This is a genomic window from Pseudomonas sp. c313, from assembly GCF_055407145.1.
In genome coordinates this window covers 554,149-576,661 of the sequence record NZ_JBUZRD010000004.1, presented here as the reverse complement: position 1 = coordinate 576,661, position 22,513 = coordinate 554,149, and the positions used below count along the sequence as shown (strand labels likewise).

The window sequence follows — 22,513 nt, the reverse complement described above, 5'->3', positions numbered from 1 at the left end:
ACAGCGCCTTGAACTATCGCTCTCCGAGGGAGTTCAGGCGCTTAGCGGCAGCATCAATTTAACGGGGAGTTGGTGTTCGGTTTTGTAGGGGCAAGTCCAGTGGGGAGCACGACCTCACTTACGTGGTGCCCCTTGCCCGCCAATTGCACCACCGCCTGCTCAATGGCGCGTGCCACCGGCGGCTGCACATCAGGCCAGCGGGATGTGCGGCAGAACCCAAGCCGTAAAGGGCGGCTCTCGGTTTCGAAAGCCGCAAACCCTGGAATCAACACTCGCGCCACCCGCTCAAGATCGCGCACCGAGCGTCCATACCAACCCACCGTATCGAAACTCGGCGCCAGGGGTTTAACCCCTTCCAGCGAGACCAGTCCCATCGAAGGTTTAAAGGCATACAGCCCGCAGTAAGCGGCTGGCTTGAGCAACGAGCCTGCAGTCTGGGTGCCCAACGCCAATGGGAAAAACCCGGCCGCCATCCCCGCCGCAGAACCAGCACTGGAGCTCCCAGGCGTTCGGGACAGATCGAGTGGATTACGCGTCGGCCCAGTGTGCATATAGGCAAATTCAGTGGTGTGGGTCTTGCCCATGATGATCGCGCCAGCCTGGCGCAGCAGCGTCACCACATGAGCATCCCGCGACGGACGATTGCCTTGGTAAATCGGCGAATAGAACTCCGTGGGGTGATCGCCCGTATCAAAGATGTCCTTGATCCCCACCGGCACTCCCGCCAGCGGACCAGCACAACCTTCTAGCTGACTGGCCTGCTTGCGCACAGCCTCAGGATCGAAGGAAACAAAAGCCTGAATATCCGGCTCGCCGCTGCCTATCTGTGCAAGAAAATACTCAGCGACAATGCCTGGCGTCGTAGCGCCAGAGCCCACTGCCTCGGCAATACCGGTTGCGTCGAGGTGGTTCATGGTCGCTCCTTCACTTGGCAAACAACTGCCCAATGTCCCTGAATGCCTTGAACTCCAGCGCATTGCCGCATGGGTCAAACAGAAACAGCGTCGCCTGCTCGCCCACCTGTCCCTTGAAACGGATGTGCGGCTCCAGCACAAACTGCGTACCCCGCGCCTGCAACCTTTGCGCCAGGGCGTGCCAATCGTCCCAACCCAGCACCACACCAAAATGCGGGACGGGCACGTCGTGGCCATCCACCGCATTGGTGTGAGCAGCTTCCTGGCTGGCGGTTTTCGGGTGTTCATGGATGACCAGTTGATGGCCAAAGAAGTTGAAGTCGACCCAGTGCTCGCTGGTGCGGCCCTCCTCCAGGCCAAAGACTTCGCCGTAGAACAGCCGCGCAGCGGACAAGTCGAATACCGGGATTGCCAGGTGAAAGGGAGCAAGGGTCATCAGGTCAAACCTCTATGGGCATTAGGTCTGCCCGAGTTTAGCCTTGCCTTTGGCGATGAAAAGACGATAGTTTTTGCGCCGAGCACAAATTATTTTGATCAATCGAGAAGCCGATGCTGCGGGAACTGAAAACCTTTATCGCCGTTACCCGCCATGGCACGTTCGCGGCCGCCGGCATGCATATCGGGCTGACGCAGTCGGCCGTCAGTGCCCAGATCCGCCAGTTGGAACAGGTGCTCGGCGTGCAGTTGTTCGACCGCACCGGGCGCCAGGCCAGCCTCAATGCAGCGGGCATCCGGGCCTTGCCGTTAGCCAGGGAAATTCTGGAGACGTTCAACCGCATGGCGGTGCCGGTGGATGCCAACGAGTATCGCGGCGAGTTGAAAGTCGGCGCCATCACCACTGCGCAGACTGGCCTGTTGCCGCAAGCCTTGGTCCGCTTACGCCAAGCTGCGCCGACGGTGGAGTGCAAATTGGTACCTGGCGTGTCCCTGGAGTTGCTCAGCCGGGTGGACGCTGGGGAGCTGGACTCGGCGATCATCATTCGTCCGCCCTTTGACCTGCCCAAGGAGTTACACGTCCAGGTGCTGCGCAAAGAGCCGTTTGTGTTGATCGTCCCCAACGACGTGAAAGGCGACGATCCGCTTCAACTGCTCAACACTCACCCACACGTAAGGTATGACCGCGCTTCATTTGGCGGCCGGCTGGTCAGCCGCTTTCTGCGCGAGCAAAAGCTGGAGGTGCAAGTAGCGCTGGAGCTGGATGAACTGGAAGCCATCGTCAAAATGGTCGAGTGCGGCTTGGGCATTTCGCTGATCCCCCACGCGGGACTATGGCTGGACCGCGCGCCACAGGTACGCGTCATCCCCTTGGGCGGCCTGATATTTCACCGTGAAATCATCCTGCTGAGCCGCTACAGCCAACGCAACCTGCCGGTACCTCAGCTGTTTGCCCGGTGCCTGATGGCAGTCGCCGACGTGACATGAGCCTTCAATGTGCATGAGCCTGTAACATGCCCACCCATTGCCGCCCGCGCCGGAGAACACCTTGCCCGCCACTCGCCCTCCCGTCCTCGATGAAATCGATCGCCAGTTGATCGCCGCCTTGCAGATCAACGCTCGCGAAAGCGTGGCCATGCTCGCCCGGCAACTGGGCATCGCCCGTACCACGGTCACCTCGCGCCTGGCACGCCTGGAAAAAACCCAGGTAATTACCGGCTATGGCGTGCGCCTGGGGCAACGGGTAGTGGACGGCGGCCTGCAGGCCTATGTGGGCATTACTGTGCAACCGCGCTCCGGCAAGGAAGTGCTGCGCAGGATCAGCGCCATGGCGCAGGTTCAGCAACTGTGTGCAGTCAGCGGCGAGTTCGATTACGTGGCCTGGCTGCGCACTGATTCGCCGGAACAGCTTGATCAACTCCTGGACCAGATCGGCAGTGTCGACGGAGTGGAAAAGACCACCACGTCGATCATTCTCAGCAATAAACTGGATCGCGGGCAGCCAACCTGACCATCAATCTCGTCACTCTGACTAAAAACAATCCAATACGACGACACTTTGCGTCTTATTAACGAGCGCTACGCTCCCTAGAATGGCTGCCATCTTTTCCTATACTCAACGGGTCGTGCCCCGTTCGAGTCGCCAGCAAGGTCAGCCATGAACGATTCCCAGAAGAACAATCGCCACCCTGCAAATGGTAAAAAGCCCATCACTATCTTCGGGCCGGACTTTCCGTTCGCCTTCGATGACTGGATCGAACACCCGGCCGGCCTGGGCAGCATCCCGGCCGCCAACCACGGCGCCGAAGTGGCAATCGTCGGCGCCGGCATTGCCGGGCTGGTGGCCGCCTATGAGCTGATGAAGCTGGGCCTCAAGCCGGTGGTGTACGAAGCCTCGAAAATGGGTGGGCGCCTGCGCTCCCAAGCCTTTGAAGGCGCCGAAGGCATCATCGCCGAACTGGGCGGCATGCGTTTCCCGGTGTCTTCCACCGCGTTCTATCACTATGTGGACAAGCTGAGCCTTGAGACCAAGCCCTTCCCCAACCCGCTAACGCCGGCCTCCGGCAGCACCGTGATCGACCTGGAAGGCCAGACCCACTACGCACAAAAACTCTCCGACCTTCCTGCACTGTTCCAGGAAGTGGCTGAGGCCTGGGCTGATGCCCTGGAAGCTGGCTCACAGTTCGGCGATATCCAGCAAGCCATCCGCGACCGCGATGTGCCGCGTCTCAAAGAGCTGTGGAACACGTTGGTGCCGCTGTGGGACGACCGCACATTCTACGAGTTCGTCGCCACTTCCAAGGCGTTCGCCAAGTTGTCGTTCCATCACCGCGAAGTGTTCGGCCAGGTCGGCTTCGGCACCGGCGGCTGGGATTCGGACTTCCCCAACTCGATGCTGGAAATCTTCCGCGTGGTGATGACCAACTGCGACGATCACCAGCACCTGGTGGTGGGCGGCGTCGCGCAAGTGCCCATGGGCATCTGGCGCCATGTGCCGGAGCGCTGCGCCCACTGGCCGGAAGGTACCAGCCTCAGTTCCCTGCACAACGGCGCAGCGCGCACCGGTGTGAAACGCATTGCCCACGCAGCCAACGGCCGCTTTGCCGTCACCGATAACTGGGGCGACACCCGGGAGTACGCTGCGGTGTTGACCACCTGCCAAAGCTGGCTGCTGACTACCCAGATCGAATGCGATGAAACCCTGTTCTCGCAAAAGATGTGGATGGCCCTGGACCGCACTCGCTACATGCAGTCGTCGAAAACCTTCGTGATGGTCGACCGGCCGTTCTGGAAGGACAAGGACCCACAAACCGGTCGCGACCTGATGAGCATGACCTTGACCGACCGCCTGACTCGCGGCACCTACCTTTTCGACAACGGTGACGACAAGCCAGGGGTGATTTGCCTGTCCTACTCGTGGATGAGCGACGCCCTGAAAATGTTGCCGCAGCCCATCGAAAAACGCGTGAAGCTGGCCCTCGACGCACTGAAAAAAATCTACCCGAAAGTCGATATCGCGGCGCGCATCATCGGCGACCCAATCACCGTTTCCTGGGAAGCCGACCCGCATTTCCTTGGCGCGTTCAAAGGTGCGCTGCCAGGCCACTATCGCTATAACCAGCGGATGTACGCGCACTTCATGCAAAAGGACATGCCTGCCGAACAGCGAGGGATTTTCATCGCCGGCGATGACGTATCCTGGACTCCCGCCTGGGTCGAAGGCGCGGTACAGACTTCGCTGAACGCGGTGTGGGGCATCATGACCCACTTCGGCGGCAGCACCCACGCACAGAACCCGGGGCCGGGCGACGTGTTCGACGAAATCGGGCCAATCGCACTGCCCGAGTGAGGAGCACCACCATGCGTGTCGCCCTGTATCAATGCCCGCCGCTGCCACTGGACGTCGCCGGCAACCTCAAGCGCCTGCATCAAGTGGCGCTGGAAGCCACAGGCGCTGACCTGCTGGTGCTGCCGGAAATGTTTCTCAGCGGCTACAACATCGGTGTCGAAGCGGTAGGTGCCCTGGCCGAATCCCAGGATGGCGAATCGGCACAAGCCATCGCCAACCTGGCGAAAATCTGTGGCCTGGCGATTCTCTACGGCTACCCGGAACGGGCTGACGACGGGCAGATCTACAACGCCGTGCAGTTGATTGACGCCAACGGCCAGCGCCTGTGCAATTACCGCAAGACCCACCTGTTCGGTGACCTCGACCACTCGATGTTCAGCGCCGGGGACGATGACTTTCCCATCGTGGAGTTGAACGGCTGGAAGCTGGGTTTTCTGATTTGCTACGACCTGGAGTTCCCGGAAAACGCACGACGCCTGGCCCTCGCCGGTGCCGAGCTGATTCTGGTGCCCACCGCCAACATGGTGCCCTACGACTTCATCGCCGACGTCACCGTGCGCGCTCGCGCCTTTGAAAACCAATGTTACGTGGCTTACGCCAATTACTGCGGGCATGAGGAGGACATTCACTACTGCGGGCAAAGCAGCATCGCCGCACCGGACGGCCAGCGAGTGGCCCAGGCCGGCCTCGACGAAGCCTTGATCATCGGCACCCTGGACCGGCAGTTGATGCGGGATTCACAAGCGGCCAATCGCTACCTGCTGGATCGGCGCCCCGAGCTTTACAGCACGCTGAACAAGCGCTGACCCGCCAGCTTTGCGCTAGCATAAGCACTTCCTACGCTTCGGAAGTGCTCATGCCTGCGCCGACCCACCCTCATCACCTTCAACTGACCCTGGCCAATGGCTTGCGGGTTTCCCTGCGTCATGCGCCGCGTTTAAAGCGCTGTGCGGCAGCCCTGCGGGTTGCTGCCGGCAGTCATGACGTGCCTTTGGCCTGGCCGGGGCTTGCGCACTTTCTTGAGCACCTGTTGTTTCTCGGTACCCAGCGTTTTCCCGCAAACGAAGGGCTGATGACCTACGTGCAACGCCACGGCGGCCAGCTCAACGCAAGTACCCGTGAGCGCACTACCGACTTTTTCTTTGAAGTGCCTGCGCAGGCCTTCGCCGATGCGCTGGAGCGCCTTGGCGATATGCTGGCTCATCCGCGCCTGGCCATGGACGACCAACGGCGCGAGCGTGAAGTGCTGCATGCGGAGTTCATCGCTTGGTCTCGGGATGCCACGTCGCAGCAGCAACTGACCTTGCTGGGCGGCATTGCAACGGATCATCCGTTGCGGGCCTTCCATGCGGGTAATCGCTATAGCTTGCCGGTACCGCGTGAGGGTTTTCAGCAGGCGCTGCATGAATTCTACGAAAGCTTTTATCAGGCTGGGCAAATGACCTTAAGTCTCGCCGGGCCGCAGTCGCTGGCGGAACTGCAAGCGCTGGCGCAGGGGTTCAGCACCCAACTCAAACCAGGATTGGCGCGACCACAAAGTGCGCCACCGGCATTGATGACAGGCCATGAGCGCACCTATCTACACCAGGCCAATGACCATCTGCATCAGGTCATTGCTTGCGAAGGGCCCCGCGAAGCGTTGGACTTCCTCTGCACCTGGCTAAACGCCTCGGCCCCGGGTGGACTGCTCGCCGAACTCCAGGCACGGCAACTGATCAGCGCCCTGCACGCCGCCCCGCTGTATCAGTTCAACGGGCAGGCGCTGCTGGATATCGACTTCACCCTGAGTGCCGAAGGGGCGCAACAGACGGGACAAATTGAGGAAGTGCTCCGGGATTGGCTGAGCTTTTTCGCCCGCAGTGACTGGTCGCCGTTGCACGAAGAATACGCTTTGCTGATCGCCCGGCAACAGCAAATCAGCGGTGCCCTGGCGCTGGTCCGCCAAGACAGCGAAGGCCTGGAACCGGGCCTGTCCGAACAAGGCGCCGTTGCACTCAAGTCGCTGCTGGACTCACTGCAGCTGGAGCCCAGCCGACACGCCTGGCAGCTCCCGCCGAGCAACCCGTTCCTGCGCCCGGTGGCCAAAGCTGAACAGCCGGGACTGATTCGTGGCCAAACCAGCGCCCATCGTGGCTTGCGCACCTTTGCCCAGGATCGCTCACGGGGTCGGCGGAATCTGTCGGCACTGGCTTTCAGCCAGGCCTTGGCGGACGACAGCAGCGAAGGCGCTCTTTACCTGCGCTGGCGCCTGGATTCACCGCTGCGGGCCAGCCTTTTCCCTCGCCTGGAAAGCAGTCTGCTCACGGTACGGGAAAACGCCCGCCAGGCCGGTGTCGAAGTGACCTTCGAGGCAGTGGGCAATGACTGGCTACTGAAGCTGATCGGTCTTCACGAACCAATGCCGGCGGTGCTGGAGCAGCTGTCGCGGGCTCTGACACAGCCTGATGAACGTGCCTGGAAGATGGCACTGCACACCCCGGCCCCCTTGATTGCGATCAGGCAGTTACTCAAGGTGTTTACCCATGCAGCTGCAGCATCGCTTCCTGTGAGCTTCACAGACCTGCAAAGCCTGTGGTCAACGGCTACCTGGGATGGCCTCGGGACCGGCATTTGCGAGGTCGGCCAGACAGCGATCAAAAGTGTGGCCGGCCGCCTGCCAGGACAGCCCGCAAGCATTGCCCAGCAAGCCGAGTCGATCGCCGGCCAGTACTGCTGGCAGACAGTCGCTACCGACTCCAGCGAAGCCGCCTTGCTGCTGTTCTGCCCGACACCCACGCAATCCCTGGCCGATGAAGCCAACTGGCGCCTGCTGGCGCACTTGGCGCAGGCGCCGTTCTACCAGCGCCTGCGGGTCGAACTGCAACTGGGCTACGCGGTATTCAGCGGCATCCGACAAATCAACGGGCAAACCGGTCTGTTATTTGGCGTGCAATCCCCCAGCGTTTGCGTGAAAGAAATACTCGACCATATCCAGACGTTTCTAACGCAACTGCCCACTTGGATCGATGAAAGTGATGATCAAGTGCCGCAGGTCCTCGCCAGCCAATTTTCCCAGCAAGCATTGCCCACAACCCAGGCGGGCGAACTACTCTGGCAAGCTCACTTGGCAGGCCACCCGTCGGATTACCTGGAGCAATTACACGCTTGCATCCAGACGCGTACGAAACAGGATCTGTTGGACGCTACCCGACAACTGAATCAGGCCACAGGTGGCTGGCACTGCCTGTCCAGCAGGCCCTGCCCCGGTGAGCCCTGGCAGCCAACGCAATGATCATTACCAACCCTGCAATGAGCTTTCTCCGGCAAACCGGGGCGAGGACGATGAAAAATTGAGTAACATAGCCACCTAAGCATCTGAACATCTCCGCCTGGAGGTGGACTATATGTATAACTTAGTAGTAATCGTCCCATCCATTCGTAGGAGTATGAACATGACTTGGTCCAAACCTGCTTACACTGATCTGCGTATAGGCTTTGAAGTCACCATGTACTTCGCAAGCCGTTAATACCTTTGTATCGCAGCGCAACGCCTCGGTTCGCCGGGGCGTTTTTATTTTTGAGTCTTGTGTGATGGAGCGGCCATGTTTGTCCAGATTCTAGGTTCCGCCGCTGGCGGTGGTTTCCCGCAGTGGAATTGCAACTGCGTGAACTGCGCGGGCTTTCGTGATGGCAGCCTGCGGGCCCAAGCGCGCACACAATCGTCCATCGCGATTTCCGATGACGGCGTGAACTGGGTGCTGTGCAACGCCTCGCCGGACATCCGCGCCCAGCTGCAGGGCTTTGCCCCAATGCAGCCCGGCCGCGCCCTGCGGGATACCGGCATCAGCGCAATCATCCTGATGGACAGCCAGATCGACCATACCACCGGCCTGCTCAGCCTGCGGGAAGGTTGCCCGCATCAGGTCTGGTGCACCGATATGGTCCATGAGGACCTGAGCACCGGTTTCCCGCTGTTCACCATGCTGACTCACTGGAACGGTGGCCTTAACTGGAACCGTATCGAACTGGACGCCAGCTTTACGATCCCCGCCTGCCCCAACCTGCGTTTCACCCCACTGCCGCTGCGCAGCGCTGCGCCGCCCTATTCTCCCCATCGTTTCGACCCGCACCCTGGTGACAACATCGGCTTGATCGTCGAAGACCTGCGCACGGGCGGCAAGCTGTTCTATGCGCCCGGCCTGGGCAAAGTAGATGCACCACTGCTGGAGATCATGGCCGCCAGCGACTGCCTGCTGGTGGATGGCACGATGTGGGATGACGACGAAATGCAGCGACGTGGCGTCGGCACGCGCACCGGCCGCGAGATGGGCCACCTTGCGCAGAACGGCCCCGGCGGCATGCTGCAAGTGCTGGAGCAGTTGCCCAAGCAGCGCAAGGTACTTATCCACATCAACAATACCAACCCGATTCTTGATGAAGATTCGCCTGAGCGGGCCGAGCTGGTAAGGCGCAATGTCGAAGTGGCTTACGACGGCATGAGCATTGAATTGTAGGAGCGACCCAATGACCAATACACCGCTAACCACAGCCGAATTTGAACAGGCCCTGCGGGCCAAGGGCGCCTTCTACCACATCTACCACCCCTACCACGTGGCGATGTACGAAGGCCGGGCCACCCGTGAGCAGATCCAGGGCTGGGTCGCCAATCGCTTCTATTATCAGGTCAACATTCCCCTCAAGGACGCCGCGATCCTGGCCAATTGCCCGGACCGGGAAATCCGCCGCGAATGGATTCAGCGCCTGCTGGACCACGACGGCGCCCCCGGCGAAGACGGCGGCATCGAAGCCTGGCTGCGCCTGGGCCAGGCTGTTGGCCTGGACCCGGACCAACTGCGCTCCCAGGAACTGGTGCTGCCCGGCGTGCGTTTTGCCGTCGACGCCTACGTCAACTTCGCCCGCCGTGCCAGTTGGCAGGAAGCCGCCAGTAGTTCTCTGACCGAGCTGTTCGCCCCGCAAATCCACCAGTCGCGCCTCGACAGCTGGCCTCAGCATTACCCGTGGATCGATCCTGCTGGCTACGAATATTTCCGCACGCGTTTGGGCCAGGCCCGGCGTGATGTAGAGCACGGTTTGGCCATCACGTTGCAGCACTACACCACCCGCGACGGCCAGGAGCGCATGCTGGAAATTCTCCAGTTCAAACTGGACATCCTTTGGAGCATGCTCGATGCCATGAGCATGGCCTATGAACTGAACCGTGCGCCTTATCACAGCGTGACCGAGCAACGGGTCTGGCATAAGGGAATCGCACTATGAGTTTCGACCTCAGCAAAAAACCGGCATGGCGCACCGGTTACCGCTTCCAGTACGAACCGGCGCAAAAGGGCCATGTGCTGCTGTATCCCGAAGGCATGATCAAGCTCAATGACAGCGCAGCGCTGATCGGCGGTTTGATCGACGGTGAACGGGATGTGGCCGCGATCATCAAGGCGCTGGACGCTCAGTTTCCCGGCGTGCCTGAACTCGCTAAAGACATCGAACAATTCATGGAGGTCGCCCGTGCAGAGCACTGGATCGAACTTGCCTGATCTGCCGCCCAAGCCTGAGATCGGCCTGCCACTCTGGCTGCTGGCTGAGCTGACTTATCGCTGCCCGCTGCAATGCCCGTACTGCTCCAATCCGCTTGATTTCGCCGAGCAGGGCAAGGAACTGAGCACCGAACAGTGGATCAAGGTGTTTCGCGAAGCCCGAGAAATGGGCGCCGCACAACTGGGGTTTTCCGGCGGTGAGCCTCTGGTGCGCCAGGACCTTGCCGAACTAATCAGCGAGGCGCGCAAACTGGGGTTCTACACCAACCTCATCACCTCCGGCATCGGCCTGACCGAGCAGAAGATCAGCGACTTCAAGAAAGCAGGACTGGACCATATCCAGATCAGCTTCCAGGCCAGCGATGAACAGGTGAACAACCTGCTGGCCGGCTCAAAAAAGGCCTTTGCGCAAAAACTGGAAATGGCCCGTGCAGTGAAAGCCCATGGCTACCCGATGGTGCTGAACTTCGTCACCCATCGCCACAACATCGACAAGATCGACCGCATCATCGAGCTTTGCATCGCTTTGGAGGCCGACTTTGTCGAACTGGCCACGTGCCAGTTTTATGGCTGGGCCCAACTCAATCGCGTCGGGTTGTTACCGACCCAGGAGCAACTGACGCGCGCCGAGCGCATCACCAACGAATACCGTGCCAAGCTGGAAGCCGAAGGGCATCCGTGCAAGCTGATCTTCGTTACTCCGGATTATTACGAGGAACGGCCAAAGGCCTGTATGAACGGCTGGGGCAGTATTTTTCTGACGGTGACGCCGGACGGAACCGCCTTGCCTTGCCATGGCGCCCGGCAGATGCCAGTGCAGTTTCCCAACGTGCGCGACCACAGCATGCAGCACATCTGGTACGACTCGTTCGGCTTCAACCGCTTTCGCGGTTATGACTGGATGCCCGAGCCGTGCCGATCATGCGACGAGAAGGAAAAGGACTTCGGTGGCTGTCGCTGCCAGGCGTTCATGCTGACAGGGGATGCAAGCAACGCCGACCCAGTGTGCAGCAAGTCCGAGCACCACGGCATGATCCTTCAGGCCCGCGAGGAAGCCGAACACGCCACCCAGACGATCGAACAGTTGGCCTTTCGCAATGAGCGAAACTCACGGCTGATTGCGAAAGGCTGAGTGAGGCTTCAGCGTTTGGCGATGATGTACACCGCATGCACGATGCCCGGGATGTAGCCGCACAAGGTCAGCAGGATATTCAGCCAGAACGCGCCAGCGAAACCCACTTGCAGGAACACACCCAGTGGTGGCAACAGAATGGCGATGATGATACGAATAATATCCATGGGCTCAACTCCGGAAAATCGGCTCGTGTGAACCGTACAGCTAATCGACCCTGGGCGTTCGTGAGGGTTCAGTGGGAGCCGGCACTGAGCCATCTCCCTCAGGCTCATCTCACGCCAAAATTTCCAGTCCATGCTTTTGTACAATGCTCAGCAACTTGAGCGCCATACCACTAGGCTGCTTCTCGCCCGACTCCCACTGTTTGACGGTGGAAGCGCTGGTGTTCAAGTAACGGGCAAACACCGGTTGGCTGACGTGGCTGCGTTCGCGGATCTGCTTGATTTGCTCAGCCGGGATTTGCGCCGGGACAGGTGCAAGGCATGCCTCATCAAATTGACGAAGCGTGGTCTTGCTGATGGCACCTATTGAATACAGTGCGCTGGCTGACTCGTGAATCGACTCAAGCGCTTCACTTTCAAACTTTTTGGTCATGATGTATCTCCACAAACTCCCTGAGATCCAGTAACTGCTGGACCTGTGCATCGTTTAAACCTTCATGAACCTTTGCCAGCGCCCTGAACCCAGTCAGTTCCTTTTGACTGATGTTGCTTTGATCCTGCTTGGCTAACAGAAATTGATAAACCCAGTAGTGCCCGCCCTTGGCCAAGACAATGGAGCGATGGTGGTTCTGGTTGAGACGCTTTTTCCAAACCCCTCCTCCCAGATTGTCCGCTTGGCCATTGAGCATTTCGCTAAAGGCTTCTCTCAACTCTGAATCGCAAATCCAGGCCCTACCGGCCGATGCGGCAAAGTGCCTAGCCTTGAATAGCCTCAGTCTCATGGACATCCCTTCCCATAAACATACCACCGAGTGGTACACATTAAAAATAGAACACGCAAAAAACTTTGCGCCCTATCGGCAGTCCTTGCCGACGCCCGCTAAAAAGCCATTGTTTTCTCCAATGCTCAAGCACACGTTTCAATGTGAAAATCGCCGAGACAAAAAAAAGCCCCCAGCCAAAAAAATCAGGCCGGAGGCGCCGCGTATACCGCGAGACGGTTCAGAAATTCGGGATTACACGGCGATGCCCCGGCTGCATTGCAGTTGTGCGGTGCGCACGCGGGCGAAGGCGCGGGCCAGGCGCAGGAGCATTTCGTCGATGTTGCCCTGGCTGACGGTCAGCGCCGGGGTGAAGCGCAGGCAGTCGGATTGCGGGGCGTTGAGGATCAAGCCTTCGTACAGCGCAGCCTTTACCACGGCGTCTGCCGAATCATCCGACAAGCTCATCCCCCAGAGCAGGCCTTGGCCGCGCAGTTCTCCCTGGCCGTAGCGATGGGCCAGGCGGGCGAGGCCTTCGCCAAGGTAGTGGCCGGTTTCACGCACGCGTTCAAGAAAGCCACTGTCCAGCACGGTGTCGAGAACGGCGACCCCGGCAGCGGCCATCAGGGCATTGCCGTGGTGGGTGCCTTCCAGTTCACCGATGTCGAAACAGCAGGCCTTGCCCCGGGCCAGTAAAGCAGCCAAAGGCACACCGCCGCCCAAGCCTTTGCCGAGGGTGATGATGTCGGCGCGCACGCCGTAGCGTTGTTCAGCGAGCAAGGTGCCGCAGCGGCCGATACCGGTCTGCACTTCGTCAAGAATCAGCAGTATCCCCAGTTCCCGGCATAGCCGCTCAACACCCTTAAGGTAATGTTCGGTCGCCGGGATAACGCCGGCCTCGCCCTGGATCGGCTCCAGCATGATCGCCACGGTTTGCGCATCTACCGCCGCATGCAACGCTGGCAAATCGTTGAACGGTACGTGGCTGAAGCCGGGCAACTGCGGTTCGAAACGGTTTTCACGGGCGTCAGCCGACGCCGACATCGCGGCAAAACTGCGACCGTGGCAACCGTTGCTGGCAGTGATGATGCGGTAGGCTCCACCACGATGCAGCTGGCCCCATTTGCGCGCCAGCTTGATCGCCGCTTCGCAGGCTTCCGCGCCACTGTTGAGCAGATAGGCCTGGTCGCTGCCGGTGCTGTGGCACAGGCGATCTGCGATGTTCAACTGGCCACGGTTGTGCAACCCGCTGCCAGGGTTGATCAGCGCCTGAGCTTGATCGGCCAGGGCGTGGACCAGCACCGAGGGGCTGTGGCCGAGGCTGTTGGCCGCGCCGCCCTGGGTGAAGTCCAAATAGGCGCGATCGTTGCTGTCCCACAGCCATGAACCCTGGCCACGAACGAACACCTGAGGCGGGCGGGCAACGCTGGGCATCAGGCAATCGCTGGAAAGGTCATCGCGCAGCATCGGGGTTTTCAGGTCCAGTATCAGGTCATCAAGGCTGGGTGCAGGGCGGCGCAGGTTAAACAGGTTCATGAATGCAGCCTGCTGGCAACTGGACATTGGTCGATACCACCCAACAAACTCCGCCCGATGTTTTTTGCCTTGCCTATGTAAACAGCTTCGCCGTAAACGGTATTCATCGCGCGCTCTGGCCCTGTAAGCCCTGTGAATAGGCGTAGACTAGGCGCCTTTGGGGCAGACAGCCATTTCGATTTTCCAGCTTTTTCGATAAGCATTACTTATGGATTTCAAGCAACTGCGTTACTTCGTCGCGGTGTACGAAGAAGGCCATGTAGGCCGTGCGGCGGAGCGCCTGTCGATCTCCCAGCCGGCGCTGTCGCAACAGATCCGCCAACTTGAACAGAACCTCGATGTGAGCCTGTTCGAACGCAGCAGCAAACGCCTGTTGCCCAACCTCGCCGCCCACACCTTGTACAACCATGCCCTGCCCTTGCTCGACGGCATGCAACAAGCGGTCGAGGCGCTGCGCAACTTCAAGGGTCAGGCCTTGCGCACCCTGGCCATCGGCGTGCTACAAACCGTGCACACCAGCCTGGTCCCACGGATGCTGGAGCGGGTGCGCAAGGCCCAGCCGCATCTGGTGGTGCAAATCTACGAGTTGACCGGCCTTGAGATCGAGCGACGTCTGCTCAACGGTTCGCTGGATATTGGCATCAGTTACCTGCCGCCCCGCCAACCCGGTTTGCATGGCGTGCTGCTGTACGAAGATGAACTGAAGGTAGTGATCCCGGCCGACCACCCGCTGCGGGAATTCAAGAAGGTCTCCCTGAAGCAGGCGGCCGAATTGCCGATGTTGTTGCTGGGGGAGGAGTTCCAGGTGCGGCAGATCTGGCAGGCGCAACTGGCTAACCAGGGCCGTCGGCCGCAGGTGCAGGCAGAGTTGAATACGATGGTGGGTATTCTCGACAGCTTACCTCACACCAAACTGGCGACCGTGCTGCCCGGCCGCTCCCAGGACGAACACAGCAACCCTGCTTTGCTGTGGAAGCCATTGAGTGAACCACGGGTGACGCTGAAGGTAGGGTTGGTGTGCCGAGATGTACAGCGTCAACAGGCGACGCTTGAGCTGTTGCGCACATTGCTGGAGGACGTGATGAATGGCCCGCACGGACCTTCGCGACCACTGGATGGCCAGGCCTGAACTTTTTCGCAGGCAAAAGAAAACCCCGCCGAAGCGGGGCTTTGCAGACTGTTTCCCTGACATCCATTTCACTCCGCCTTCCTGGCAGAATCCTGCGTGTCCGTGTTGTTGCTTTGCGCTTCCTGCGCGACGTCCATGTGAAGTAGATTAGCCGTGGATCCAATCTAGCGATAGAGGACGAATAGCAGTACGCCATGTAAGAGAATGCTTACACAGCATCACCTTGATCAGAACTGCGCTTCGTCCAGCAAAAACAGCGATTCACTGCCGGCCTTGACCGAAGCACTGAGAGACTTGATTCGCGGCAACAGGCGGGCGAAGTAAAAACGCGCCGTACCCAGTTTGCTGGCGTAGAAGTCTTCCTGTGCCTCCTTGCCCAACGCAGCCTTGGCCATCAGCGCCCACATGTAGGCGTACGCCATGTAACCGAATGCATGCAGATACTCCACCGACGCCGCGCCGATTTCATTCGGGTTGGACATGGCGCGGTCCAGCAACCAGTTAGTCAACTCATCGAGATCATCCACTGCTGCGTTCAGCGGCTTGGTGAACTCGGCCAGGTTGGTACTGGCAGTCGCGGTGAAATGGCGGATCTCGTCAGCAAACAAGGTGTAGAACGCGCCGCCGTTGCCGACGATCTTGCGCCCCACCAGGTCCAGGGCCTGAATGCCGTTGGCGCCTTCGTAGATCTGGGTGATGCGCACATCGCGCACCAGTTGCTCCTGGCCCCACTCGCGAATATAGCCGTGGCCGCCGAAGACCTGCTGGCCGTGGACGGTGGTTTCCAGGCCCAGGTCGGTCAGGAAGGCCTTGGACACCGGCGTCAGCAAGGCCACCAGATCGTCCGCGCGTTTGCGGGTGGCCGCATTCTCGCTGAACTTGGCCGTGTCCAGTTGCATCGCCACATAGGTAGAGAATGCACGGCCGCCTTCGTTTGAGGCTTTCATGGTCAGCAGCATCCGCCGCACATCGGGGTGGACGATGATTGGGTCGGCGATTTTATCCTGGGCCTTGGGGCCGGTAGGCGAGCGGCTTTGCACACGGTCGCGGGCGTATTCGATGGCGTTCTGGTAGGAACGCTCGCCGGACGCCAGGCCTTGGATGCCGACCCCCAGGCGCTCGTAGTTCATCATGGTGAACATTGCCGCCAACCCGCGGTTCGGCTCGCCCACCAGGTAACCAACGGCTTCGTCGAAGTTCATTACACAGGTGGAGGACGCCTGGATGCCCATCTTGTGCTCGATGGAACCGCAGGTCACCGGATTGCGTGCGCCGAGGCTGCCATCAGTATTAACCATGAACTTGGGCACAAGGAACAGTGAGATACCCTTGGGACCGGCTGGCGCGTCCGGCAATTTGGCCAGCACTAGGTGGATGATGTTTTCGGTGAGGTCGTGTTCGCCACCGGTGATAAATATCTTGGTGCCACTGATTTTGTAGGAACCGTCCGCCTGAGGCTCGGCCTTGGTCCGAATAATCCCCAGGTCCGTCCCGGCGTGGGACTCGGTCAGGCACATGGAACCCGCCCACGCGCCGGAGTACATGTTCGGCAGATAGGTAGCTTTCAGTTCGTCACTGGCGTGAGTGTTGATCGACACGCACGCACCGGAAGTCAGCATCGGATACAAGCCGAACGCCAGCCCCGCTGAGTTGATCATTTCCTCGACCTGGGCCGAGACCACCTTGGGCATGCCCATGCCGCCGTAGGCCGGGTCGCCACCGACGCCAACCCATCCGCCTTCGGCATAGGCCTTGTAGGCTTCCTGGAAACCGGCGGGCGTGCTGACCACGCCATTGTCCCAGCGGCAACCTTCCTCGTCGCCGCCACGGCTCAGGGGCGCGATGGTTTTGGCGGTGACTTTGCCGGCTTCCTCAAGAATCGCCTCAACGGTTTCTGCATCTACGGTGTCTGCCAGGGCCGGCAGCTGTGCCCACAGTTTGGCAACCTCGAAAACTTCGTTGAGGACGAAGCGCATATCGCGCAGCGGCGCTTTGTAGTCAGCCATGGCAAACCTCGTGAGAACTTTAAAGTGATTCGGTAGGGTCGTTTTTACAGACCCCGAGTGTACCCGAACAACTTTTGCGACACATAGGGTCTACTCATGACTATTAAGTATTTTTCGGTCACGACTGCTATAACGCAAACAGCTCCGCCGGCAAACTCATCAAACACTCACTCCCCGCCTCCACGGCCGCCCGATGAGCGGTGGTGCGCGGCAGCAGGCGCTTGAAATAGAACTCGCAGGTCGCCAGTTTGCCTCGGGCGTATTCGCTGTCGCCGCTGCCATCGTCCAGTTGCGCCTGGGCCACAAGAGCCATGCGCAGCCACAGGTAGGCAAGGATGATGTAACCGCTGTACATCAAGTAATCCAGGGCCGCCGCGCCGACTTCATCGGGGTTTTTCATGGCGGCCATGCCGACCTTGACGGTCAACTCACCCCATTGCTGGTTCAGCTCATTGAGCTGCGCCACATGAGCCTTGAGCTGTGGATGCTCGGCGTTGGCGGCGCAGAACTTGTGGACGATTTTGGTAAAGCCCCGCAGCAGTTTGCCCTGGCTGCCCAATACCTTGCGCCCCAGCAAATCCAGGGCCTGGATGCCGTTGGTGCCTTCATAGATCGGTGCAATCCGGCAATCACGCACCAGTTGTTCCATGCCCCATTCGCGAATAAATCCGTGGCCGCCAAACACCTGCATACCGTGATTGGTGACCTCCAGACCGGTTTCAGTCATGAACGCCTTGCAGATCGGCGTAAGGAAAGCCAACAAGTCTTCGGCTTCCTGGCGCTGAGTGGCATCGCGGCTCAAGTGCGCGGTATCGAGCAACTGCGCGGTGAAGTAGGTCAACGCACGGTTGCCTTCGTTGAAGGCTTTCATGGTCAGCAGCATGCGCCGTACATCGGGGTGGACGATGATTGGGTCGGCGGCTTTTTCCGGGGCCTTGGCGCCGGTCAGCGAGCGCATCTGCAAGCGGTCGTTGGCGTACTTGATCGCGCCCTGGAAGCTTGCCTCGCCCAAACACAAGCCCTGCATGCCAGTGCCCAGGCGCGCGTGGTTCATCATGGTGAACATGCAGTTGAGGCCCTTGTTCGCCTCACCGATCAAAAAGCCCTGGGCGACGTCGAAGTTCAGCACGCAGGTGGCCGAAGCCTTGATGCCCATCTTGTGTTCAATGGAGCCGCAGCTCACGCCGTTGCGTTCACCTGAATCGGGCAAGAATTTAGGCACGATAAACAGCGAAATACCCTTGGTGCCAGCGGGAGCATCTGGCAGTTTAGCCAGCACCAGGTGGATGATGTTTTCACTCATGTCGTGCTCGCCGGCCGAAATGAATATCTTGCTGCCGGTGACCGCGTAGCTGCCGTCAGCCTGGGGCACGGCGCGAGTCTTGATGATCCCCAGGTCGGTACCGCAATGGGCTTCGGTCAGGCACATCGTGCCGGTCCACTGGCCAGCAGTGAGTTTGCTCAGATACGTGTCTTTCTGTTCCTCGGTGCCGTGGGCGCGGATCGCCGACATCGCGCCGTGGGTCAAGCCGGGGTACATGCCCCACGAAGTGTTGCTTGAGCCGATCATCTCGCTGAGCACCAGGCCCAGGGACAACGGCAAGCCTTGGCCACCGTAGGCCGGGTCCGATGCGACGCCGTGCCAGCCACCTTCCACGTATTGGGCGAATGCCTCTTTGAAGCCTTTGGGCGTCGTCACCACGCCATTGTCGAAATGGCAGCCTTCTTCATCACCCGAACGATTCAATGGTGCCAGGACGTTTTCGCAGAACTTCGCGCCTTCTTCAAGGATTGCGCTGACCATGTCCGGACTGGCGTCAGTGGCGCCCAGTTCGGCGTAGTGGCCATGAAAATCAAAGACGTGATCGATCAGAAAGCGCATGTCGCGCAGGGGAGCTTTATAGTCAGGCATGGTGATGTCTCCGGCGGCAGATGGCTTCACGCTACTGCCGCCCGCTGCCTCGAACAATCACTGTAGAGCCGCTGAATACACCACCATCACTCAACCGGCAGCGCTGCCCATGCGCACTGCGCCCCGGAGGTTCTGCCCCGCCGCCACCACGCAGTTGCGCCCGGCGCCCTTGGCGTTGTACAGCGCCTGGTCGGCGGACTTGAGCACCTCTTCCGGGGTGCGTTGCTCGGCCTGGCGCTCGGCTACACCGATACTCAGTGTCACCGAGACGCTGGTGGCACAGCTGCCCGCCCGACGCTGCCGGCCTTGATGGTTGTCTTGAGGCCTGTCGGGATTACGTAATCTGATGTTGTAGTTGGCGATAATCTGGCGGATCTCCTCCAGATGCGGCAGGCATTCATCCAGGGTCTTGCCGGCGAACACCACGGCAAACTCTTCGCCGCCATAACGATAAGCGCGGCCGCCGCCGCTGACCTTGGACAGCTTGCTGGCGACCAGCCGCAGCACCTGGTCGCCCACGTCATGGCCGTGGGTGTCGTTAAAGCGCTTGAAGTGATCGACGTCGCCCATCGCCAGTACATAGCTGCGCCCCAGCCGCTGCATGCGCTCGTTTAGGGCGCGGCGGCCTGGCAGGCCAGTCAGCTCATCGCGGAAGGCCATTTGATAGGCCTCGTGGGAGACACCCGCAGCGATCATCAGCATCACCTGGCTGCACATGATGTTCAGGGTAAACGGCAGGATGAAGGTCTGGGGCAACATCCAAAACAGCCCCAGCAACCCTACCAATTGCGCGGCGTGCAATGGCCGTGGCTGACGCCAGTACTGCACCCCCAACAGGATGAAGGTGAGAATAAACATTGGGTAGGACAGCTGGATCAAACTCAGCCATGTGCCATGCAACGCCGGCCAGCGAATCTCCGCCAGCCAGTTCAATAAAGGCTGCGGATAACTTTGCTCAAGGCCCAGCGCCACGCTGCCAATGGCCAGCAGCACCGCACAGCGCGCGACAAAGTCGCGAAACAAGTGGGTCCTCTCCTGCCACAGTGCATAGATGCCAAACAAAAGTGGCAACAGCAGGCAGCACAAATGAAACACCACAGCGGCGTCATCGCGGACCCAGCCATTATCGCGGTAGAAATCAGTCTGGGTGTCCAGCAGGAAATAGGCGATGTACACCGTGATCATCAGGAACAGCTCGCGCTGACGACGGTACACCGCGCAATACGCACCGCCGAGCAGCAACACCAGCGTCGGCAGGACGTTGAACAGAGAGGTGAAGAAGACGTTGAGATCCTTGACGTACGCAGCCGACAACCCCGCCAGCAATAACAGCAGCGACGGTAGGAAATGACTGAAACGTACAGCAGACGCGCGCGGCAAGGGTAAAGCTCCGACCCACAATGAAAGATGGCACAGTGCCTTTACTTGAACACAGTTAAGCACAATCAATGTGACCTATATCACATTGCCATCACTGTAACGGCAGCAAGTCATAATCCCTGAGCGCGCAACTCCGGTTTTTTATCGCTCAAAAAAAAGCCGCCGCTCCCGAAAGAGTGGCGGCTTCGCAGTGAACCCGATAAGGCTTAGTAGCCCAGGTCGAAGTTCTCTTCTTTCATGTCCATCAGGTTGTTGGCGCCCGACAGCATGGTGGCCACGTGAGTGCGGGTACGCGGCAGGATACGCTGGAAGTAGAAGCGCGCAGTCTGCAGCTTGGCGGTGTAGAAGCCTTCTTCGCTGGTGCCGGCAGCCAGTTTCTCGGCAGCCAGGCGCGCCATGTCGGCCCAGAAGTAAGCCAGGCAGGCGTAACCGGAGTACATCAGGTAGTCCACCGACGCGGCACCGACTTCTTCACGGTCCTTCATGGCCGCCATGCCGACCTTCATGGTCAACTCGCCCCATTCCTTGTTCAGTGCCGCCAGCGGCGTCACGAATTCCTGGACGGCTGCGTTGCCTTCGTTGGCCTGGCAGAACTTGTGGACGATCTTGGTGAAACACTTGAGCGCTTCGCCTTGAGTCATCAACACTTTACGGCCGAGCAAGTCCAGAGCCTGGATACCGGTGGTGCCTTCGTACAGCATCGAGATACGGCTATCGCGAACGTTCTGCTCCATGCCCCACTCGGCGATAAAGCCGTGGCCACCGTAGATTTGTACGCCGTGGTTGGCGGATTCAAAACCGACTTCGGTCATGAACGCCTTGGCAATCGGGGTCATGAAGGCCAGCAGTGCGTCAGCCTGTTTCTTGACTTCGTCGTCGATGCTGTACTTGACCACATCAACCTGTTTGGCGGTGAAGTAGACCATCGCACGGTTGCCTTCGGCGAACGCTTTCATGGTCAACAGCATGCGGCGTACATCGGGGTGGACGATGATCGGGTCGGCGGCCTTGTCCGGCGCTTTCGGGCCAGTCAAGGAACGCATTTGCAGGCGATCACGGGCGTATTTCAGACCACCCTGGAAACCGATTTCGGCGTGGGACAGGCCTTGCAGCGCGGTGCCCAGACGAGCGGTGTTCATAAAGGTGAACATGCAGTTCAGGCCTTTGTTCGCCGGGCCAATCAGGAAACCGGTGGCCGCGTCGAAGTTCATCACGCAGGTGGCGTTACCGTGGATGCCCATTTTGTGCTCCAGGGAGCCACAGGACACAGCGTTGCGCTCACCGAGCGAACCATCGGCGTTCGGCATGAACTTTGGAACGATAAACAGCGAAATGCCTTTGGTGCCAGCCGGTGCGTCCGGCAGGCGGGCCAGCACGATATGGACGATGTTGTCGGCCATGTCGTGTTCACCGGCCGAGATGAAGATTTTGGTACCGGAAACTTTGTAGGAGCCGTCGGCCTGAGGTTCGGCCTTGGTGCGCAACATGCCCAGGTCGGTACCGCAATGTGGCTCGGTCAGGCACATAGTGCCGGTCCATTCACCCGACACCAGCTTGGTCAGATAAGCGTCTTGCTGCTCGGCAGTGCCGTGCTCGGAAATGGTGTTCATCGCGCCATGTGACAAGCCTGGGTACATGCCCCACGACCAGTTGGCTTCGCCGACCATCTCGCTCACTGCCAGGCCCAGGGACTCCGGCAGGCCTTGGCCGCCGTGTGCCACGTCATGGGCCAGGCTTGGCCAGCCGCCTTCGACGAATTGCTTGTAGGCTTCTTTGAAACCAGTAGGGGTTTTAACGCCTGACTCGCTCCAGGTGCATCCTTCGATGTCACCTACGCGGTTCAACGGAGCCAGCACTTGCTCACAAAACTTGGCGCCTTCTTCGAGAATGGCGTCAACCATGTCCGGGGTAGCGTCCTGGCAAGCCGGCAGACTCTGATAGTGCGCTTCGTAGCCGAGCAGTTCGTCACGAACGAAGCGAATATCACGCAAGGGGGCCTTGTAGTCAGGCATAGCGATAAACCTCTGCTGATGAATCTAGGATGAACAACCGCGTGGATTTGTTGTAGCGGTCAAACAGTTGTTTGAAACATACGTTTACGACCTATCCTTGTCAAGCGTCCCGCAAATACCGTTTGTCCTGACGTGGGTCAACTGCAGGCACGGCGAGGCCTGCAGCAAAATGCCGCATAAAGTTTCAAAGTTTTAGAAAGTCAGAAAGGGGACGCAAGGCAAACGTGTGAGCTGGCTTGCCAGCTCACACAGGAA

20 protein-coding genes and 1 pseudogene are annotated in these 22,513 nt (G+C 59.6%); 11 read left to right on the top strand and 10 right to left on the bottom strand.

Annotated features, from left to right (window positions below):
* Positions 1 to 89 precede the first annotated feature (89 nt).
* Both ACZRKZ_RS16310 and ACZRKZ_RS16305 read right to left on the bottom strand, forming a co-directional pair.
* A pseudogene (locus tag ACZRKZ_RS16310) lies at positions 90 to 914 on the bottom strand (amidase); the annotation flags it as partial.
* 10 nt (positions 915 to 924) lie between these two features.
* Entirely contained in the window at positions 925 to 1,350 is a 426-nt protein-coding gene (locus ACZRKZ_RS16305) for a VOC family protein (RefSeq protein WP_463982085.1), read from the bottom strand.
* A 113-nt stretch (positions 1,351 to 1,463) separates the two neighbouring features.
* On the opposite strand from ACZRKZ_RS16305, the gene ACZRKZ_RS16300 reads away from it, so the two are divergent.
* The 10 genes from ACZRKZ_RS16300 (at position 1,464) to pqqE (ending at position 11,358) form a co-directional block, all read left to right on the top strand.
* The gene (locus tag ACZRKZ_RS16300; RefSeq protein WP_463982084.1) at positions 1,464 to 2,336 is read left to right on the top strand and encodes a LysR family transcriptional regulator; all 873 of its coding nucleotides are present in this window, start codon (positions 1,464 to 1,466) and stop codon (positions 2,334 to 2,336) included.
* 61 nt (positions 2,337 to 2,397) lie between these two features.
* Positions 2,398 to 2,859, top strand: a complete 462-nt coding sequence (locus tag ACZRKZ_RS16295) for an Lrp/AsnC family transcriptional regulator (protein WP_149413468.1) — start codon at positions 2,398 to 2,400, stop codon at positions 2,857 to 2,859.
* Positions 2,860 to 3,006: 147 nt separating this feature from the next.
* Positions 3,007 to 4,698: a flavin monoamine oxidase family protein gene (locus ACZRKZ_RS16290; RefSeq protein ID WP_463982083.1), complete on the top strand. Its 1,692-nt coding sequence runs from the start codon at positions 3,007 to 3,009 to the stop codon at positions 4,696 to 4,698.
* An 11-nt stretch (positions 4,699 to 4,709) separates the two neighbouring features.
* Positions 4,710 to 5,504 carry a carbon-nitrogen hydrolase family protein gene (locus ACZRKZ_RS16285; RefSeq protein WP_463982082.1) on the top strand — a complete coding sequence of 265 codons (795 nt, stop codon included), beginning with the start codon at positions 4,710 to 4,712 and terminating at the stop codon, positions 5,502 to 5,504.
* A gap of 50 nt (positions 5,505 to 5,554) precedes the next feature.
* The gene (gene pqqF, locus ACZRKZ_RS16280) at positions 5,555 to 7,969 is read left to right on the top strand and encodes a pyrroloquinoline quinone biosynthesis protein PqqF (protein ID WP_463982081.1); all 2,415 of its coding nucleotides are present in this window, start codon (positions 5,555 to 5,557) and stop codon (positions 7,967 to 7,969) included.
* A gap of 160 nt (positions 7,970 to 8,129) precedes the next feature.
* Positions 8,130 to 8,204: a pyrroloquinoline quinone precursor peptide PqqA gene (pqqA, locus tag ACZRKZ_RS16275; RefSeq protein WP_003194766.1), complete on the top strand. Its 75-nt coding sequence runs from the start codon at positions 8,130 to 8,132 to the stop codon at positions 8,202 to 8,204.
* 75 nt (positions 8,205 to 8,279) lie between these two features.
* Positions 8,280 to 9,191, top strand: coding sequence for a pyrroloquinoline quinone biosynthesis protein PqqB (gene pqqB, locus ACZRKZ_RS16270; RefSeq protein ID WP_463967875.1), 912 nt, complete (start codon positions 8,280 to 8,282; stop codon positions 9,189 to 9,191).
* Positions 9,192 to 9,201: 10 nt separating this feature from the next.
* On the top strand, positions 9,202 to 9,954 hold the full coding sequence (gene pqqC / locus ACZRKZ_RS16265) for a pyrroloquinoline-quinone synthase PqqC (protein ID WP_133102296.1): 753 nt from the start codon (positions 9,202 to 9,204) through the stop codon (positions 9,952 to 9,954).
* Positions 9,951 to 10,226 carry a pyrroloquinoline quinone biosynthesis peptide chaperone PqqD gene (gene pqqD / locus ACZRKZ_RS16260; RefSeq protein WP_463967874.1) on the top strand — a complete coding sequence of 92 codons (276 nt, stop codon included), beginning with the start codon at positions 9,951 to 9,953 and terminating at the stop codon, positions 10,224 to 10,226. Before pqqC ends, pqqD begins: the two co-directional genes overlap by 4 nt.
* A complete protein-coding gene (gene pqqE, locus ACZRKZ_RS16255; protein WP_371923846.1) occupies positions 10,219 to 11,358 on the top strand; it encodes a pyrroloquinoline quinone biosynthesis protein PqqE in 1,140 nt (379 codons plus the stop codon). The genes pqqD and pqqE overlap by 8 nt, the downstream gene beginning before the upstream one ends.
* Before the next feature lie 8 nt (positions 11,359 to 11,366).
* On the opposite strand, the gene ACZRKZ_RS16250 is transcribed toward pqqE, so the two are convergent.
* The 4 genes from ACZRKZ_RS16250 to ACZRKZ_RS16235 all read right to left on the bottom strand — a co-directional run bounded on the left by ACZRKZ_RS16250 (position 11,367) and on the right by ACZRKZ_RS16235 (position 13,819).
* Positions 11,367 to 11,525 (bottom strand): YqaE/Pmp3 family membrane protein, encoded by a 159-nt coding sequence (locus ACZRKZ_RS16250; protein ID WP_003211049.1) that lies wholly within the window; start codon positions 11,523 to 11,525, stop codon positions 11,367 to 11,369.
* Between the two features lie 109 nt (positions 11,526 to 11,634).
* Complete coding sequence (locus ACZRKZ_RS16245; RefSeq protein ID WP_133102299.1) at positions 11,635 to 11,955, bottom strand: helix-turn-helix domain-containing protein; 321 nt, start codon at positions 11,953 to 11,955, stop codon at positions 11,635 to 11,637.
* On the bottom strand, positions 11,939 to 12,304 hold the full coding sequence (locus tag ACZRKZ_RS16240; protein WP_463982080.1) for a type II toxin-antitoxin system RelE/ParE family toxin: 366 nt from the start codon (positions 12,302 to 12,304) through the stop codon (positions 11,939 to 11,941). The genes ACZRKZ_RS16245 and ACZRKZ_RS16240 overlap by 17 nt, the downstream gene beginning before the upstream one ends.
* Positions 12,305 to 12,538: 234 nt before the next feature.
* Positions 12,539 to 13,819 (bottom strand): aspartate aminotransferase family protein, encoded by a 1,281-nt coding sequence (locus ACZRKZ_RS16235; protein WP_463982079.1) that lies wholly within the window; start codon positions 13,817 to 13,819, stop codon positions 12,539 to 12,541.
* 208 nt (positions 13,820 to 14,027) lie between these two features.
* Between ACZRKZ_RS16235 and ACZRKZ_RS16230 the strand changes: the two genes are divergently transcribed.
* Positions 14,028 to 14,948 carry a LysR family transcriptional regulator gene (locus ACZRKZ_RS16230; protein ID WP_463982078.1) on the top strand — a complete coding sequence of 307 codons (921 nt, stop codon included), beginning with the start codon at positions 14,028 to 14,030 and terminating at the stop codon, positions 14,946 to 14,948.
* A gap of 227 nt (positions 14,949 to 15,175) precedes the next feature.
* On the opposite strand, the gene ACZRKZ_RS16225 is transcribed toward ACZRKZ_RS16230, so the two are convergent.
* The 4 genes from ACZRKZ_RS16225 to ACZRKZ_RS16210 all read right to left on the bottom strand — a co-directional run bounded on the left by ACZRKZ_RS16225 (position 15,176) and on the right by ACZRKZ_RS16210 (position 22,258).
* The gene (locus ACZRKZ_RS16225; RefSeq protein WP_463982077.1) at positions 15,176 to 16,954 is read right to left on the bottom strand and encodes an acyl-CoA dehydrogenase C-terminal domain-containing protein; all 1,779 of its coding nucleotides are present in this window, start codon (positions 16,952 to 16,954) and stop codon (positions 15,176 to 15,178) included.
* Between the two features lie 127 nt (positions 16,955 to 17,081).
* The gene (locus ACZRKZ_RS16220; RefSeq protein ID WP_463982076.1) at positions 17,082 to 18,866 is read right to left on the bottom strand and encodes an acyl-CoA dehydrogenase C-terminal domain-containing protein; all 1,785 of its coding nucleotides are present in this window, start codon (positions 18,864 to 18,866) and stop codon (positions 17,082 to 17,084) included.
* A gap of 90 nt (positions 18,867 to 18,956) precedes the next feature.
* Entirely contained in the window at positions 18,957 to 20,246 is a 1,290-nt protein-coding gene (locus tag ACZRKZ_RS16215; protein ID WP_463982075.1) for a GGDEF domain-containing protein, read from the bottom strand.
* A gap of 206 nt (positions 20,247 to 20,452) precedes the next feature.
* On the bottom strand, positions 20,453 to 22,258 hold the full coding sequence (locus ACZRKZ_RS16210) for a phenylacyl-CoA dehydrogenase (RefSeq protein ID WP_463967868.1): 1,806 nt from the start codon (positions 22,256 to 22,258) through the stop codon (positions 20,453 to 20,455).
* Between the last annotated feature and the right edge of the window lie 255 nt (positions 22,259 to 22,513).

What these genes read in the sequence shown, in the direction of transcription:
- ACZRKZ_RS16300 (WP_463982084.1), top strand. Translation starts at nt 1,464, where the DNA reads ATGCTGCGGGAACTGAAAACCTTTATCGCCGTTACCCGCCATGGCACG.
- ACZRKZ_RS16250 (WP_003211049.1), bottom strand. Translation starts at nt 11,525, where the DNA reads ATGGATATTATTCGTATCATCATCGCCATTCTGTTGCCACCACTGGGT.
- ACZRKZ_RS16225 (WP_463982077.1), bottom strand. Translation starts at nt 16,954, where the DNA reads ATGGCTGACTACAAAGCGCCGCTGCGCGATATGCGCTTCGTCCTCAAC.
- pqqF (WP_463982081.1), top strand. Translation starts at nt 5,555, where the DNA reads ATGCCTGCGCCGACCCACCCTCATCACCTTCAACTGACCCTGGCCAAT.
- ACZRKZ_RS16290 (WP_463982083.1), top strand. Translation starts at nt 3,007, where the DNA reads ATGAACGATTCCCAGAAGAACAATCGCCACCCTGCAAATGGTAAAAAG.
- ACZRKZ_RS16230 (WP_463982078.1), top strand. Translation starts at nt 14,028, where the DNA reads ATGGATTTCAAGCAACTGCGTTACTTCGTCGCGGTGTACGAAGAAGGC.
- ACZRKZ_RS16210 (WP_463967868.1), bottom strand. Translation starts at nt 22,258, where the DNA reads ATGCCTGACTACAAGGCCCCCTTGCGTGATATTCGCTTCGTTCGTGAC.
- ACZRKZ_RS16235 (WP_463982079.1), bottom strand. Translation starts at nt 13,819, where the DNA reads ATGAACCTGTTTAACCTGCGCCGCCCTGCACCCAGCCTTGATGACCTG.
- ACZRKZ_RS16245 (WP_133102299.1), bottom strand. Translation starts at nt 11,955, where the DNA reads ATGACCAAAAAGTTTGAAAGTGAAGCGCTTGAGTCGATTCACGAGTCA.
- ACZRKZ_RS16285 (WP_463982082.1), top strand. Translation starts at nt 4,710, where the DNA reads ATGCGTGTCGCCCTGTATCAATGCCCGCCGCTGCCACTGGACGTCGCC.
- ACZRKZ_RS16305 (WP_463982085.1), bottom strand. Translation starts at nt 1,350, where the DNA reads ATGACCCTTGCTCCCTTTCACCTGGCAATCCCGGTATTCGACTTGTCC.
- pqqB (WP_463967875.1), top strand. Translation starts at nt 8,280, where the DNA reads ATGTTTGTCCAGATTCTAGGTTCCGCCGCTGGCGGTGGTTTCCCGCAG.
- pqqC (WP_133102296.1), top strand. Translation starts at nt 9,202, where the DNA reads ATGACCAATACACCGCTAACCACAGCCGAATTTGAACAGGCCCTGCGG.
- ACZRKZ_RS16220 (WP_463982076.1), bottom strand. Translation starts at nt 18,866, where the DNA reads ATGCCTGACTATAAAGCTCCCCTGCGCGACATGCGCTTTCTGATCGAT.
- pqqD (WP_463967874.1), top strand. Translation starts at nt 9,951, where the DNA reads ATGAGTTTCGACCTCAGCAAAAAACCGGCATGGCGCACCGGTTACCGC.
- ACZRKZ_RS16240 (WP_463982080.1), bottom strand. Translation starts at nt 12,304, where the DNA reads ATGAGACTGAGGCTATTCAAGGCTAGGCACTTTGCCGCATCGGCCGGT.